Raw genomic sequence first — 14,366 nt, forward strand, 5'->3', positions numbered from 1 at the left:
GATTGACAGCCTGAGTGGCTTTGGTCATTCCCTGAAACGTCGATGGGGTGCAAGCCCTTGAAAACGACACGGGAGAGCGCGGGGTGCAAGCCTCGCCACCGAAGGAGCAACCGCCCCGGAATCTCTCAGGTCATCGGGACCGTGTCGTTAGTCGGCGCTCTGGAAAGCGAGTGGCCCTGCCGGGCTGCTCCACCGAAGGGGTAAATGACCGGTCTGCCAGGATCGCTCATGAAAGCTCTCAGGTTCAAGTGACAGAGGGGGTTGGATGTCGGGTAGGGCCACTGGGCTGTGCCGTGCCATTCAGCCTCATGCCACCGGAGTGCCTGATGACCACCGACTATATCGCCGAAATGCTCGAGCGCATTCCTGACAAATTGTTGCCGCTGGATGCCTGGCACCGTGCGCGCGGTGGACGGATGGTGTCGTTTGCGGGCTATCAGATGCCGGTGCAATATGAAGGCGTGATGGCCGAGCATCTGTGGACCCGCGAGAATGCCGGGCTGTTCGATGTCAGCCATATGGGCCAGGTGCTGCTCACCGGGGAAGACGTGGATGGCGCGCTCGAATCGGTGGTCCCCGGCGAAATCGCCAAGCTTCCCGTCAACCGCATGCGCTATTCGCTGCTGCTCAATGACGAGGGCGGCATTCTCGACGACCTGATGGTGACGCGGCGGACAAGCGACCTGTATCTGGTGGTCAACGGTGCCTGCAAGTACGACGACCTTGCCTATATGCGCGAGACCTTTGCCGACGAAGTGGTGATCACCCTGCTCGACGAGCGCGCGCTGTTTGCGCTGCAAGGGCCCAAGGCTGCCGAAGCACTTTCGAGCCTGATCCCCGAAGTCGCCTCGCTGTATTTCATGCAGGCCGGTGCTTTCACGTTCGAAGGCATGTCGCTGTGGATCAGCCGGTCGGGCTATACCGGCGAGGACGGTTTCGAGATCAGCCTTGATTGCGATCACGCGGCGGCCTTTGCTGACCGGCTGTGTGCAATTGACAGCGTCAGGCCGATTGGCCTGGGTGCACGTGATTCGCTGCGTCTGGAAGCCGGGCTGCCGCTGTACGGCCACGACCTCGACGAAGAGACCAGCCCGATCGAAGGCGATCTGGGTTTTGCGATCAGCAAGCGCCGCCGCGCCGAAGGCGGCTTTGCCGGAGCCGAGCGCGTGCTGGGCGAATTGACCGGTGGCGCACCGCGCAAGCGTGTCGGCCTGACGGTCGAGGGTCGCCAGCCGGTGCGCAAGGGTGCCGAACTGTTCGTCGGCGATCGTCTGGTCGGCAAGGTCACTTCGGGCGGCTTTGCGCCCAGCATCGGTGCGCCGATCGCGATGGGCATGGTGTCCGCTGCGAACGCCGCCATCGGCACTGCGCTGGAAGCCGAGGTGCGCGGCAAGCGCATCGCGGTGACCGTCGCTGCCATGCCCTTTGTACCCCATCGCTACCACCGGCCCAAAGCCGCCTGATTTTACCTGAACGAACGGAGCCAGATCATGAGCCGCTATTTTACCGAAGAACATGAATGGGTCGAAGTCGAGGGCGATATCGCCACCGTCGGCATCACCGAATATGCGCAATCGCAGCTGGGCGATGTGGTGTTCGTCGACGTGCCGAGTGAGGGCAAGCAGTTCGACAAGGGCGATGAAGCCGCCGTGGTCGAATCGGTCAAGGCAGCCAGCGACGTTTACAGCCCCGTGTCGGGCACCATCGTCGAGGGCAACGATGTGCTCGCCGACGAGCCTGCTTTGGTCAACACCGATCCCGAAGGCGATGGCTGGTTCTTCAAGCTCGAACTTACCGATGCCAGCGAGCTCGATGGCCTTATGGATGAGGGCGCGTACAAGAAATACGTCGCAGGCCTCTGATCTTAATTATAATTTTTGACGTTACCCTGGCTATTCCGCCACAGGATATTTGAGCGATCATGCGTTATCTTCCCCTGAACTCCCATGACCGGCAGGCGATGCTTGCCACCATCGGTGCTGCGACCATCGATGATCTCTTCGTCGATATTCCGCAGGAAGCGCGGCTGACCGGCCCGATCCACGACCTGCCGATGCACGCGCCCGAAATGGCGGTCGAGCGCCACATGAAAAAACTGGCCGGGCAAAATCTGGTGGCAGGCGAGGTGCCGTTCTTCATGGGGGCAGGCGCCTATCGCCACCATGTTCCCGCGTCGGTCGATCACCTGATCCAGCGCGGCGAGTTCCTGACTGCGTATACGCCCTATCAGCCCGAGATCGCGCAGGGCACGCTGCAGATGCTGTTCGAATTCCAGACCCAGGTCGCACGGCTGCTGGGCGTGGATGTCGCCAACGCCTCGATGTACGATGGTTCGACCGCCTGCTGGGAAGCGATCGGCATGGCCCGCCGGATCACTAAGCGCGCGACCGCTCTTTTGTCGTCCGGCCTGCACCCGCATTATGTCGGTGTCGCAAAGACGATGGCGCGGTTCACCGGAGACGCCTTGGTTCACAATGCGCCGAGCCTGACCGCCGAGACCGATACCGACGCGCTGATCGCGCAGATCGACAAGAACACCAGCTGCGTCGTGGTGCAGTACCCCGACATCCTGGGCCGCGTTGGTGATCTCACCGCGCTGGCGAACGCGACGCAGGCAGCCGGCGCGTTGCTGATCGCGGTGGTGACCGAGCCGGTGGCGCTGGGCGCGTTGCGCAGCCCGGGCGAAATGGGCGCCGATATCGTGGTTGGCGAAGGCCAGTCGCTCGGCGTCGGGCTGCAGTTCGGCGGACCCTATGTCGGGCTGTTCGGCTGCAAGCAGAAATATGTCCGCCAGATGCCGGGCCGGCTGTGCGGCGAAACCGTCGATGCCGAGGGCAAGCGCGGTTACGTGCTGACGCTGTCGACCCGCGAGCAGCATATCCGCCGCGAAAAGGCGACCAGCAACATCTGCACCAACTCTGGCCTGTGCGCGCTGGCGTTCAGCATCCACATGACGTTGCTGGGTGAAAAGGGTCTGCGCTCGCTCGCTGAAATCAACCATGCGATGGCGGTGACCGCCGCCGACCGTCTGGCGCAGGTGCCCGGCGTGTCGGTGCTCAACGAGAGCTTTTTCAATGAGTTCACGCTGGTTCTTCCCAAGGATGCGCGGGCGATTATTCGCGAACTGGCCGATCGCCAGATCCTGGGCGGGGTTTCGCTCGGACGGCTCTATCCTGAGGAGGCGGAGCTTTCCAACGGCCTAATCGTCGCGGTGACCGAGACGGCGACCCATGAGGATATCGAGGCCTTTGCGGCCGCTTTGCAGGAGGTGCTGGCATGAGCATGAACAACCAGGGCCGCCCGACACGGCAGTCGGTCAAAGACGCGGCCAATGGCGCGCAGCCCACCAGCACCGGCAACCGCGCGCTGATGCTCGAGGAAGCTTTGATCTTCGAGATCAGCGATTCCACCCGCACCGGGGTCGATCTACTCGATGCGCCCAAGGTCGCCTCGCGCCTCGGTGGTCTCGAGCGCAAGGCGGCGATCGGCCTTCCGGGCCTGTCCGAGCAGGAAACCGTTCGGCACTATACCCGGCTGAGCCGCCAGAACTACGCCATCGATCTTGGCCTGTTCCCGCTGGGATCGTGCACGATGAAGCACAATCCGCGTTTGAACGAGAAGATGGCGCGGCTGCCGGGCTTTGCCGACATTCACCCGCTGCAGCCGATCCACACCGTGCAGGGCGCTTTGGCAGTCATCGACGAACTCGGCGAATGGCTGATCAAGCTCACCGGAATGGCGGGCGTCGCGATGTCGCCCAAGGCCGGCGCGCATGGCGAGCTCTGCGGCATCCTTGCGATCCGTTCGGCGCTCGAGGCACGCGGCGACAAGCGCTCGGTGATCCTGGTCCCCGAAAGCGCACACGGCACCAACCCGGCGACCGCTGCGTTTGTCGGCTATCAGGTCGAGGACATCCCCGCCAACCCCGATGGCCGGATCAACCTCGAGGCGCTGATCGCGCGTCTGGGCCCCGATGTCGCGGGCGTGATGATCACCAACCCCAACACTTGCGGGCTGTTCGAGCGCGATCTCAAGACCATTTCTGACGCGGTGCATGAAGCGGGCGGCTTCGTCTATTGCGATGGCGCCAACTTCAACGCGGTGGTCGGCAAGGTGCGCCCGGGCGACCTTGGCGTCGATGCGATGCACATCAACCTGCACAAGACCTTCTCCACCCCGCATGGCGGCGGTGGTCCGGGCTCTGGGCCGGTGGTGTTCTCAGAAGCATTGGCCCCGTTTGCGCCATTGCCGTTCGTCGAACGGATGGACGATGGCCACCTGGCACTGATCGAAGAAGAAAGCGCGCAGGACCATCACGCATCGAGCTTCGGCCGTATGGTCGCGTTCCACGGCCAGATGGGCATGTTCACCCGCGCGCTGTCCTACATCCTGAGCCACGGCGCCGATGGTCTGCAGCAGGTCGCCGAGGACGCGGTGCTCAACGCCAACTACGTGCTGCGCTCGCTCGAGGACGTTCTCGACGCACCGTTCGGAGACGCTGGTCCGTGCATGCACGAGGCTTTGTTCTCGGACGCTGGATTTGCCGAGGGCTTCTCGACCATCGATCTCGCCAAGGGGCTGATCGACGAGGGCTTCCACCCGATGACGGTCTATTTCCCGCTGGTGGTGCATGGCGCGATGCTGGTCGAACCCACCGAGACCGAAAGCAAGGCTGCGCTCGACCAGTTCATTGGCGCGCTGCGTTCGGTGGCGCTGCGGGCGAAGGCAGGCGACGAGTCGCTCCACAGAGCGCCGCATTTCGCGCCGCGCCGCCGTCTCGACGAGACGCTGGCCGCGCGCAAACCGGTGCTGGTCTGGACCGAGCCTGCGGCCGAACAGGCCGAAGCTGCAGAATAGGAGAGGGAAGGCCCACCCGGTGACGCGCCGGGTGGGCACTTCTTCGCGGCTATTGAGCTTAAAGCCAGCGACGAACGCGGCGGCAGTAATCCTGATACGGCTTGCCAAATCTCTGGGTTAAATACTTCTCTTCCTTGGCGATCACCGCGCGATCGATGGCGATGAACGCGAACGGCACGAACAGCAGCACGCCTGCGCTGGCATCCCAGATCGCATAGCCGATGTGAATCACCACCATCGCCAGATACATCGGGTTGCGACTGTGTCTGTATGGTCCACGCGCGATGATTGCCTGGCTCGGTGTCCAGGGTTCGGGGTTCTCGCCATAAGCCCGGAACATGCCGAGCGAGACGATCAGCACCGCAATCCCCGCCATCATCAGCGCAAACCCCACCCAATTGATATCGTGGCTGATCGGCATCGTGGGCAGGCTCAGCAGCCGGTCGGCAAACAGGCCCAGCAGGATAAAGCCGACAAACACCAAAGGCGGCGGAAACCCGACCTTGGGAGCGATACTGGCATCGATGCGCGGCAATTGGGGCGGTTCGTAGTCCATGATGCCGCACCGTGGCGGCTCGCTTGGGCTGTGGCAAGCTGCCTGATTGCGCGGTGGCCGATATCGCGGCATGGTTCGCTCTATGACCGAACCACACCCCCACCCTCGGCCATGGCTGATCGACGAGGCAGGTGCCGAGGCGCGCCGCCATGCGCCTGCGACCTTGCGCAACCGCGATGCGATCTCCGATGTGTTGCGCGAGCATCTGCCCACCACCGGCAATGTACTCGAGATCGCCAGCGGCAGCGGAGAACATATCGTGCATTTTGCGCGAGCCTTCCCGCAGCTCGTCTGGCAGCCCAGCGATTGCGAGCCCGCCGCGCTCGCCTCGATCGCGGCCTGGGCTGCGCAAATGGGTGCATCCAACGTGCGGCCGCCGCTGCTGCTCGATGCCGCACAGTCCGTCTGGCCGATCGAGAGCGCCGACGCCATTATCTGCATCAACATGGTGCATATCAGCCCGTGGGATGCGACGCTGGGATTGTTCAAGGGCTGCACTCAGGCGCTCGCTGAGGAGGCACCCATCATCCTCTATGGGCCCTATCTCGAGGAGGGCGTGGAGACGGCAGCCTCCAATCTTGCGTTCGATGAATCGCTCAAGGCGAGAAACCCGGCCTGGGGGCTGCGCCACCTCGATGACATGGATCGCGTGGCATCGGACCATGGCTTCGCGCGCACCAGCCGCCACGCAATGCCAGCGAACAATCTCACGCTGGTTTACCGGAAGCGTTAGTTATAAGGTATTGTGCCGCTTTGCGATGTCCGCTTTTTCCGGGCGCGAGAAAAAAGCTGCCGTTCAGGAAACGACCCCAATTCGGTCATTCCTCCAAGGGCAATATGTGCCTAAAGACAGTCACCCAAATCTAGGCTGGACACCGGCATATGAATCGACGTCGCGCATTTCTTCTTGCAGCGCTCATGGTGTTCGGCGCGGTCTATTTTGCAAATGCATCATGGCTTGCGCCTGAGCCAGAGGGCGAAGCGCGGTTGATGGCGCACAGGGGGATTCATCAGCTTTACGATCGGGCTGGGATCGACAAAGACACTTGCACCGCCAACCGCATGCTGCCCCCGACGAACCCCTATATCGAGAACACCTTGCCATCGATTGCAGCCAGCTTTCTGGCAGGCGCCGACATCCTTGAAATCGATATTCACCCGACGACTGACAACGAGTTCGTGGTCTTTCACGATTGGACGATTGATTGCCGCACCGAGGGGAGCGGCGTCACGCGTGAGCAGTCGCTGGAATATCTCAAGTCGCTCGACGTAGGCTATGGATACACTGCCGATGGCGGCAAGACATTCCCGTTCCGCGGTAAGGGCAAGGGCATGATGCCGTCGTTGGCCGAAGTCCTGAAGGCCTTTCCTGAGCAACGCTTCCTAATCAACTTCAAGAGCCGATGGGTTCAGGAAGCGGATCTTTTGCACGCCTATCTCGAACGGCATGGGATCATTATCGATGACAAGATCATGGTCTATGGCCATGACAGGCCTGTCGGGCGCTGGAAAACCATCAATCCGAACGGCTTTGCTTTCTCCAAAGCAGAGATGAAAAAGTGCACCCTCGATTACATGAAGGTTGGATGGAGCACGAAATTGCCGGCCTCTTGCGTCGGCAGCGTTATCGGGGTGCCGATCAACTACAGGCATCTGGTATGGGGATGGCCCAACCGGTTCCTTGAGCGAATGCGCCAATCCAACACGACAGTGATATTCCTTGGAAACATCGAAAACGAAAATGGTGCACCCGGCATCACGGACCCTGACGATCTTGATTCTGTTCCGTCAGGCTTCGACGGGCTGATCTGGACCGACGCGATAGAGCAAGTCGGGCCAGCGTGGACAACGAAGGCAGGCTAGCCAGAGGGTGGAGCTTAGGCCCATAGCCGCATGGCTGCGATTTCAGTTAAATCGCTGACACCAGCATGGCAGCAAACCACCCAAACGCGGTCATTCCCGATGCGTCTGTAGCTATCCAGTCCGGTCAGGCAGCTATCGGATCGATTCTGCCAAACCTAGCGACCCTTCCACAGCCCCCTTGGCGACCAGCCCGCTTTACCCGTCATCCCGGGCTATACCCGGGATCCAGGGTTATAATTCTACGCGGCGCACATGATCGCTCTGGACCCCGGATCAAGTCCGGGGTGACGATGACGGGAGGGGCGGCTTTCCATGGCGGCGCTGATCGCCATGCCCACCGACACCCTGTCGCTGGTCTATCGCCGGGTTTAACGCAATTCTATTGTCAAGCCGCCCGGTTTCCGCCTAGCCTGCCTGCGTAAACGGCAGGGTCGAAACGGCTCGCCACCACGATTTTTGGAGAGAGATATGCTGGCAACCGTCGCTGAGGCGCGTACCGACCTGGGTTCCACCATTGCCTATTGGGCCGAGGCGCGACCCGATGGTGTGGCACTGGACGATGGTTCGGTCCGCATCACCTACCGCGAACTCGACGGGCTGGTCGATCGCTATGCCCGCGCCTTTGCAGGCGCTGGGCTTCAGCCGGGGGATCGGATCGCCTGGCTGGGGAAGAACGCGAACCTGTATTTCGTCCTGCTGGTTGCGGCCTCGCGCGCGGGTCTGGCGATGGTGCCGGTCGGCTGGCGGCTCGCGGTGCCAGAGGTTCGGTACATCCTGTCCGACACCGGTGCTGCGATGCTGGTCTGCCAGAGCGCCTGCGCCGGCCTGGCGGCCGCTGCAAGCGAAGGGCTGGATACGCTTCGGTTTGCGCTGGTCGAAGGCGACAGCGATGTCGGCGCCATGACCTCGCTTGAAGCCTGGACCGCTGCGCAGCCGCACGGCGACCTGCCCGAGGCCGATCCCGATCGCGGGGTGCTGCAACTCTACACCTCGGGCACCACCGGCAACCCCAAGGGTGCGGTGCTGTGCAACCGAAACATGTTCGCGCTGCGGCCGATCATCGAGGCCTCGGACGTCGATTGGTACAAGATCAGCAGCGACGATTCGATGCTGGTGATCATGCCGGTGGCGCATATCGCGGGCTCGGGCGTGGGGACGATCGCGTTCTACAATGGCTGCCGCGCGATGATCCGCGCCGAGTTCTCCCCCGATGCGGTGCTCGATTGCGTCGCCGATGGCGTAACCCACATTTTCCTCGTGCCCACCGCGCTGCAGATGGTGGTCAACCACCCGCGCGCCGCCAGCACCGATTGGTCTCCGCTCAAGCTGGTGATGTACGGCGCTGCGCCGATCCCGCTCGAACTGCTGCGCCAGTGCATGCAGACCATGGGCGCCGATTTCTGCCAGCAATACGGCATGACCGAAACCACCGGGACCTTCTGCGCGCTGCCTCCTGAGGATCATGATCCGGCAGGCAACGAGCGGATGCGCTCGGCGGGCAAGGCGCTTCCCGGCGTCGAGATCCGTATCGTCGATGGCGGCGGCAATCCGGTGCCCAATGGAACGATCGGTGAGATCGCGACGCGCTCGCCGCTCAACATGGTGGGATACTGGCGCAACGAGGCCAAGACCCGCGAGACGGTCGATGCCGATGGCTGGCTGCGCACCGGTGACGCGGCTTATATGGACGATGACGGCTATGTCTTCATCCAGGACCGAGTGAAGGACATGATCATCTCGGGCGGCGAGAACGTCTATCCCGCCGAGGTCGAGAACGCGATCTTCGGTCATCCCGATGTGCTCGAGGTCGCCGTCATCGGTATTCCCGACGACAAATGGGGCGAGGCGGTCAAGGCCGTGGTCGTGCCCAAGCCGGGGCACGAGGTCGATCCGGCTTCGGTGATCGCCTGGGCGCGCGAGCGGATTGCGCCGTTCAAGACGCCGAAGTCGATCGATGTCATTCCCGAGATGCCGCGCAATGCCACCGGCAAGATCCTGCGCCGGTCGCTGCGCGAGCCTTACTGGCAGGGCCGCGAGCGTCAGGTCGGCTGAACGCTCTGGCGCGGGGGCCGCGACAGCCGGTGCTCGCGCCAGACGATGTACAGCCCTGATCCGATGATGAGCGGCGCGCCGAACCATGTTGCTTGAACCGGCCAGCGGTCCCAGATCAGATAGCCGATCAATGCGGCCCAGATCAGGCTGGAGTAATCCATCGGCAGCACCACCGATATCGGCGCGAAGCGCAGCGACGATGTGATCGCCAGCTGCGCAGCGGCGCCGAACACGCTGATTAGGGCAATGATGCCCCAGGTTCCCAGATCGTGCGCCTGGCCGACGAACAGCATCGCGATGCCCAGCGGGAACAGCGAGGTCAGCGAGAACCAGAACATCGTCGTCACCGATTTTTCGGTCTCGCCCAATTTGCGGATCAGGATGCTGACCCATGCCGTGACTCCTACGCCTGCCAGCGCAACCAGCGCGCCGTTGAGCGGGATATGTCCATCGCCCGGCTGGATAACGATGACGACCCCCACCAGGCCCAGCGCAATTGCTGCCCAGCGGTGAAGGCCCACCGCTTCGCTCAACAAGATGACCGACAGCAAGGTCGCGACGATCGGCACCATGAAACCGATCGCGGTGGCTTCAGCGATGGGCAGCAACGTGAACGAGAGGAAGTTGAGCGTCATTCCGGTCAGGCCGACGACCATGCGCGCGGCATGGGTCCACGGCCGCGACGTTTTCAGCACCGCTATGCCAGCGCCGGCAAAGGCGATCGGGATCATCAGTGCAAGCCCGGTCAATTGGCGGTAGAACACGCTCTCGAGCACATGAACGCCTCGGGTAGAGGCGATCTTGACGCACGCGAACATCGCGGTCAGGCACAACGCCGCAACCAGACGCGTCAGAATCGCGAACAGCGGCCGGTGGGCCGGAGCTTCGGAACGGGGGACCGTTTCGCTGGCAGATGGGGATGGAGGCAGCGCCATGTTGCTTGGCTGCTAACAGCCTGCATCGGCTGCGTCATCCCTGCAGGGAGACCGGTACCAACTTTTCTGCAACAAGCTTCGCTGCATCGGGGCATTTCTGCATGGCCTCTGTGAAAAAGGGCAGGGCAGCCGCTCTGGCCAAAGCTGGACGATTGCGATAGTCGCCGACGCACAAAAGAACGAACAGCAGCGACAGGAATGCCATGACCGACCAGTTCGAGCTTACCGAAGACCAGATTGCCATCCAGGACGCCGCGCGCAAATTCACCGCCGACCGGATCACGCCGTTCGCCGCCGAATGGGACGAGAAACACATCTTCCCGCGCGACACGATCAAGGAAGCAGCAGACCTTGGTTTTGCAGCGATCTATGTCAGCGAAGAAAGTGGGGGCATCGGCCTTGGACGGCTCGAAGCTGCGCTGATCATGGAGGCGATGGCCTATGGCTGCCCCTCGACCAGCGCGTTCATTTCGATCCACAATATGGCGGCATGGATGATCGACACCTTCGGGTCGGAAGACCTCAAGAGCCGTTACCTCCCCGACCTGGTCACCATGGACAAGATCGCGAGCTATTGCCTCACCGAGCCCGGTTCGGGATCGGACGCCGCCGCGCTCAAGACCAAGGCGGTGCTCGATGGCGACCACTACATCGTCAACGGCTCGAAGCAGTTCATCAGCGGCGCGGGCGCCAACGACGTCTATGTCACGATGGTCCGCACCGGCGAGGATGGCCCCAAGGGTATTTCTTGCCTGGTGGTTGACAAGGACACCCCGGGCGTCAGCTTCGGCGCGAACGAGAAAAAGCTGGGATGGCACAGCCAGCCCACCGCGCAGGTGATCTTCGACAACGCGCGCGTGCCCGTTGCCAACCGGGTCGGTGCGGAGGGCGATGGCTTCCGCTTCGCAATGATGGGGCTCGATGGCGGACGACTCAACATCGGCGCTTGCTCGCTGGGCGGGGCGCAACGCTGCCTCGACGAGGCGATTGCCTATACCAACGACCGCAAGCAGTTCGGCAAGCGGATCAGCGACTTCCAGAACACCCAATTCATGCTCGCCGACATGGCGACCGATCTGGAGGCGGCGCGCGCGCTGCTGTATCTGGCCGCCGCCAAGGTCTCGGCCAATGCACCCGACAAGACCAAGTTCGCCGCGATGGCCAAGCGGCTGAGCACCGACAGTGGCTCGAAAATTGTCAACGATGCGCTGCAACTGTTTGGCGGATATGGCTATTTGCAGGATTATCCGATCGAGCGCTTCTGGCGCGACCTGCGCGTGCATTCGATTCTCGAGGGCACCAACCAGGTGATGCGGATGATCGTCGCGCGTGAAATGCTGCGTCAATAAGGATTACAACATGACCACCGATGTTATCACCCGCATCGAGGGGCGCACCGGGATCATCAGCCTCAACCGCCCGCAAGCGATCCATGCGCTGACCACCGCGATGTGCCAGGTCATGACCGACGCTCTGGTCGCCTGGATCGACGACCCTGCGGTCGAGGCAGTGATGATCGATCACGCCGAGGGTCGCGGGTTCTGCGCGGGCGGTGACATCCGCATGCTGGCCACCAGCGGCGCCAAGGATGGCGTCGAGGCGCGCGAATTCTTCTTCGTCGAGTACCGATTGAACCACCTGCTGTTCGTCTATCCCAAACCGGTGGTCGCGTTCATGGACGGGATCACGATGGGCGGCGGGGTCGGCCTGTCGCAGCCCGCGCGCTATCGTATCGCCACCGAGAACACCCGTTTTGCGATGCCCGAGACTGGCATCGGCCTGTTCCCGGATGTCGGCGGCGGCTGGTTCCTCTCGCGGCTGCCGGGACGCACCGGACAGTTTCTGGCGCTCACCGGGGCGCGGCTCGACGGCGCGGAATGCCAGGCGCTGGGGCTCGCAACGCACTATCTGCCATCGGACGTGCTCGCCAACGCCAAGGCGCAGATCGCCGAGCATCCCGACCAGGTCGAGAACATTCTGGCCAGCCTGGCGGTCGAACCGCCGACTGCGCGCATCCTGGGCAACCGCGATGTCATCGACCGGCTGTTCGCATCCGATCGCTTTGAGGACATCCTCGCTGCGCTGACCGAAGAAGGGTCTGAATGGAGTGCGAAGGAACTCGCGACGCTGGGTCACAAATCGCCACAGACCTGCAAGGTAGCTCTGCGCCAGCTCAAGGAAGGCGCGCAGATGCCTGATTTCGCAACGGAAATGGCGCAGGAATATGCGATTGGCGCGCGCGTCGTCCAGATGCACGATTTCATCGAGGGTGTGCGCGCATTGATCATCGAGAAGGACAACGCACCGCGCTGGAACCCGGAAACCGCAGAAGGCGTGACCGACGACCTGCTCGACAGGATTTTCGCGCCGCTTCCCGCCGATCAGGCTTGGACACCATTGGAGATTGCAAGATGACCTATGAAACCCTGCTCGTCGAACAGCGCGGCGGCGTCACGCTGATCACGCTCAACCGCCCCCAAGCGCTCAACGCGCTCAACAGCCAGGTGCTTGCCGATCTGATCTCAGCGCTTGCCGCGTTCGATGCCGATCCCAGCCAAGGCTGCGCGGTGCTGACCGGGAGCGAAAAGGCGTTCGCCGCCGGCGCGGACATCAAGGAAATGGCAAGCCAGTCCTTTGCCGACATGTATGGCGGCAACTTTTTCGCCGGGTACGACCGCGTCACCGCGACCCGCAAGCCGGTGATCGCTGCAGTCGCAGGCTATGCGCTTGGCGGTGGCTGCGAGCTCGCCATGATGTGCGATTTCATTATCGCAGGCGATAACGCCAAGTTCGGCCAGCCCGAGATCAAGCTGGCGGTGACCCCCGGAATGGGCGGCTCTCAGCGGATGGCGCGTGCAATCGGCAAGGCCAAGACGATGGACATGTGCCTGACGGGCCGGATGATGGACGCGACCGAAGCCGAGCAATCGGGCCTGGTCGCTCGCGTCGTTCCGGTGGCTGATCTGGTCGAGGAAGCGGTCAAGGCGGCGACGACAATCGCCGGAATGGCGCCGCTGGCGACGTTGGCAGTCAAGGAAATGGTCAACGCGGCCTTCGAAACCACGCTACAGCAAGGCGTGGTATTCGAACGCCGTCTGTTTCACGGGCTGTTCGGCAGCGAGGACCAGACCGAAGGCATGGCGGCCTTCGTCGAAAAGCGCCCCGGCAACTGGACGGGTCGCTGATCGACGGCGGATCGCGGTTGGTGGAGTGAGGCTTAAAACCCGGCGGGTGCATTCCTATCTTCTCCATCAGACAGGAACCGCCACATCATGACCCAGACCGCAACCGCCTCCAAAGCCCGCCCGCCGCATCCGCTGCTCACTTTGACCGAGGGGCGGGCGGTGTTCGAGCTTGGGTGGTTCGTCGCGCTGCGCCGCGCGATGAAGCGGTTGCCCAAGGGTGATGGGCACGCTGTCATCGTACTCCCGGGGTTTTTGGCGGGGGATACCTCGACGCGGCCGATGCGCGGGCTTTTGAAAGATCTCGGCTACGTCCCATATGGCTGGGATCTGGGCCGCAACCTGCGGTTCAACAGCGACCGCGAGCAGGCGCTGTATGCGCTGCTCGACCGCGTACACGAAGAATCCGGCAGGCCCGTCTCGCTGATCGGATGGAGCCTGGGCGGACTGTTCGCGCGTGAAATCGCCAAGCGGAGCCCGAATAAGGTGCGCCAAGTGATTTCGCTGGGCAGTCCATTGTCCAACGACCGCGGATATACCAGTGCCAGTCGCTTGTTCGAGCGGCTGAACGGCAGGGACCCCGAGCCGATGAAGCAGGGCCGTTTTCAGGCGCTCGATGAGGCCCCGCCTGTGCCCACCACCTCGATCCTCAGCCGCAGCGACGGCATCGTCGCCTGGCGCGCATCGGTGCAGAAGCCGGGTCCGCAGGCCGAGACGCTCGAGGTTCTGGCCAGCCATTGCGGGCTCGGGGTCAACCCGATGGTGATGTACGCGATCGCCGACCGGCTCGCTCAGGCCGAAGGCGCATGGCAGCCGTTCGATCGCTCGGGCTGGCGGTCCATGCTGTTCAGGACGGTGGAGGCTGACTGACCGATGCTGAGGCGGAAGGTCACAGCACGATCAGGGCTGGACTTTGTCGCA

Annotated in this window: 14 protein-coding genes and 1 riboswitch; of the genes, 11 read left to right on the forward strand and 3 right to left on the reverse strand. The window is 62.8% G+C overall.

Features of this window, described 5'->3' with window-relative positions; genetic code table 11:
- Positions 1–59 precede the first annotated feature (59 nt).
- Positions 60–152, forward strand: a riboswitch (glycine riboswitch).
- Between the two features lie 174 nt (positions 153–326).
- The 4 genes from gcvT to gcvPB are packed head-to-tail and all read left to right on the forward strand — an operon-like array spanning position 327 to position 4,857.
- Positions 327–1,463, forward strand: coding sequence for a glycine cleavage system aminomethyltransferase GcvT (gene gcvT / locus IEW00_RS09955; RefSeq protein WP_188514237.1), 1,137 nt, complete (start codon positions 327–329; stop codon positions 1,461–1,463).
- 27 nt (positions 1,464–1,490) lie between these two features.
- Positions 1,491–1,862 carry a glycine cleavage system protein GcvH gene (gene gcvH, locus IEW00_RS09960; RefSeq protein ID WP_188514238.1) on the forward strand — a complete coding sequence of 124 codons (372 nt, stop codon included), beginning with the start codon at positions 1,491–1,493 and terminating at the stop codon, positions 1,860–1,862.
- 59 nt (positions 1,863–1,921) lie between these two features.
- Entirely contained in the window at positions 1,922–3,280 is a 1,359-nt protein-coding gene (gene gcvPA / locus IEW00_RS09965) for an aminomethyl-transferring glycine dehydrogenase subunit GcvPA (RefSeq protein ID WP_188514239.1), read from the forward strand.
- Complete coding sequence (gene gcvPB, locus IEW00_RS09970; protein ID WP_188514240.1) at positions 3,277–4,857, forward strand: aminomethyl-transferring glycine dehydrogenase subunit GcvPB; 1,581 nt, start codon at positions 3,277–3,279, stop codon at positions 4,855–4,857. Before gcvPA ends, gcvPB begins: the two co-directional genes overlap by 4 nt.
- Before the next feature lie 58 nt (positions 4,858–4,915).
- On the opposite strand, the gene IEW00_RS09975 is transcribed toward gcvPB, so the two are convergent.
- The gene (locus IEW00_RS09975) at positions 4,916–5,413 is read right to left on the reverse strand and encodes a methyltransferase family protein (protein WP_188514241.1); all 498 of its coding nucleotides are present in this window, start codon (positions 5,411–5,413) and stop codon (positions 4,916–4,918) included.
- Between the two features lie 82 nt (positions 5,414–5,495).
- Between IEW00_RS09975 and IEW00_RS09980 the strand changes: the two genes are divergently transcribed.
- The 3 genes from IEW00_RS09980 (at position 5,496) to IEW00_RS09990 (ending at position 9,328) form a co-directional block, all read left to right on the forward strand.
- Positions 5,496–6,146, forward strand: a complete 651-nt coding sequence (locus IEW00_RS09980) for a DUF938 domain-containing protein (RefSeq protein ID WP_188514242.1) — start codon at positions 5,496–5,498, stop codon at positions 6,144–6,146.
- A 149-nt stretch (positions 6,147–6,295) separates the two neighbouring features.
- Positions 6,296–7,276: a glycerophosphodiester phosphodiesterase family protein gene (locus IEW00_RS09985; protein WP_229736944.1), complete on the forward strand. Its 981-nt coding sequence runs from the start codon at positions 6,296–6,298 to the stop codon at positions 7,274–7,276.
- 468 nt (positions 7,277–7,744) lie between these two features.
- Positions 7,745–9,328 (forward strand): fatty acid--CoA ligase, encoded by a 1,584-nt coding sequence (locus IEW00_RS09990; RefSeq protein ID WP_188514243.1) that lies wholly within the window; start codon positions 7,745–7,747, stop codon positions 9,326–9,328.
- Here IEW00_RS09990 and IEW00_RS09995 read toward each other — a convergent pair.
- Both IEW00_RS09995 and IEW00_RS10000 read right to left on the reverse strand, forming a co-directional pair.
- Positions 9,316–10,263, reverse strand: a complete 948-nt coding sequence (locus IEW00_RS09995) for a DMT family transporter (protein ID WP_188514244.1) — start codon at positions 10,261–10,263, stop codon at positions 9,316–9,318. The genes IEW00_RS09990 and IEW00_RS09995 overlap by 13 nt on opposite strands.
- Positions 10,264–10,297: 34 nt before the next feature.
- The gene (locus IEW00_RS10000; protein ID WP_188514245.1) at positions 10,298–10,468 is read right to left on the reverse strand and encodes a hypothetical protein; all 171 of its coding nucleotides are present in this window, start codon (positions 10,466–10,468) and stop codon (positions 10,298–10,300) included.
- Here IEW00_RS10000 and IEW00_RS10005 point away from each other — a divergent pair.
- From IEW00_RS10005 to IEW00_RS10020, 4 genes are all read left to right on the forward strand, one after another.
- On the forward strand, positions 10,467–11,612 hold the full coding sequence (locus IEW00_RS10005) for an acyl-CoA dehydrogenase family protein (protein ID WP_188514246.1): 1,146 nt from the start codon (positions 10,467–10,469) through the stop codon (positions 11,610–11,612). The genes IEW00_RS10000 and IEW00_RS10005 overlap by 2 nt on opposite strands.
- 10 nt (positions 11,613–11,622) lie before the next feature.
- Positions 11,623–12,678 carry an enoyl-CoA hydratase/isomerase family protein gene (locus IEW00_RS10010; protein ID WP_188514247.1) on the forward strand — a complete coding sequence of 352 codons (1,056 nt, stop codon included), beginning with the start codon at positions 11,623–11,625 and terminating at the stop codon, positions 12,676–12,678.
- On the forward strand, positions 12,675–13,448 hold the full coding sequence (locus IEW00_RS10015; protein ID WP_188514248.1) for an enoyl-CoA hydratase: 774 nt from the start codon (positions 12,675–12,677) through the stop codon (positions 13,446–13,448). The genes IEW00_RS10010 and IEW00_RS10015 overlap by 4 nt, the downstream gene beginning before the upstream one ends.
- Positions 13,449–13,535: 87 nt before the next feature.
- Positions 13,536–14,315 carry an esterase/lipase family protein gene (locus IEW00_RS10020; RefSeq protein WP_188514249.1) on the forward strand — a complete coding sequence of 260 codons (780 nt, stop codon included), beginning with the start codon at positions 13,536–13,538 and terminating at the stop codon, positions 14,313–14,315.
- Positions 14,316–14,366: the final 51 nt, after the last annotated feature.

The organism is Blastomonas aquatica (assembly GCF_014639875.1).
GTDB lineage: Bacteria > Pseudomonadota > Alphaproteobacteria > Sphingomonadales > Sphingomonadaceae > Blastomonas > Blastomonas aquatica.

Coding starts and splice junctions, on each gene's coding strand:
- gcvT (WP_188514237.1), top strand. CDS start 327: ATGACCACCGACTATATCGCCGAAATGCTCGAGCGCATTCCTGACAAA.
- gcvH (WP_188514238.1), top strand. CDS start 1,491: ATGAGCCGCTATTTTACCGAAGAACATGAATGGGTCGAAGTCGAGGGC.
- gcvPA (WP_188514239.1), top strand. CDS start 1,922: ATGCGTTATCTTCCCCTGAACTCCCATGACCGGCAGGCGATGCTTGCC.
- gcvPB (WP_188514240.1), top strand. CDS start 3,277: ATGAGCATGAACAACCAGGGCCGCCCGACACGGCAGTCGGTCAAAGAC.
- IEW00_RS09975 (WP_188514241.1), bottom strand. CDS start 5,413: ATGGACTACGAACCGCCCCAATTGCCGCGCATCGATGCCAGTATCGCT.
- IEW00_RS09980 (WP_188514242.1), top strand. CDS start 5,496: ATGACCGAACCACACCCCCACCCTCGGCCATGGCTGATCGACGAGGCA.
- IEW00_RS09985 (WP_229736944.1), top strand. CDS start 6,296: ATGAATCGACGTCGCGCATTTCTTCTTGCAGCGCTCATGGTGTTCGGC.
- IEW00_RS09990 (WP_188514243.1), top strand. CDS start 7,745: ATGCTGGCAACCGTCGCTGAGGCGCGTACCGACCTGGGTTCCACCATT.
- IEW00_RS09995 (WP_188514244.1), bottom strand. CDS start 10,263: ATGGCGCTGCCTCCATCCCCATCTGCCAGCGAAACGGTCCCCCGTTCC.
- IEW00_RS10005 (WP_188514246.1), top strand. CDS start 10,467: ATGACCGACCAGTTCGAGCTTACCGAAGACCAGATTGCCATCCAGGAC.
- IEW00_RS10000 (WP_188514245.1), bottom strand. CDS start 10,468: ATGGCATTCCTGTCGCTGCTGTTCGTTCTTTTGTGCGTCGGCGACTAT.
- IEW00_RS10010 (WP_188514247.1), top strand. CDS start 11,623: ATGACCACCGATGTTATCACCCGCATCGAGGGGCGCACCGGGATCATC.
- IEW00_RS10015 (WP_188514248.1), top strand. CDS start 12,675: ATGACCTATGAAACCCTGCTCGTCGAACAGCGCGGCGGCGTCACGCTG.
- IEW00_RS10020 (WP_188514249.1), top strand. CDS start 13,536: ATGACCCAGACCGCAACCGCCTCCAAAGCCCGCCCGCCGCATCCGCTG.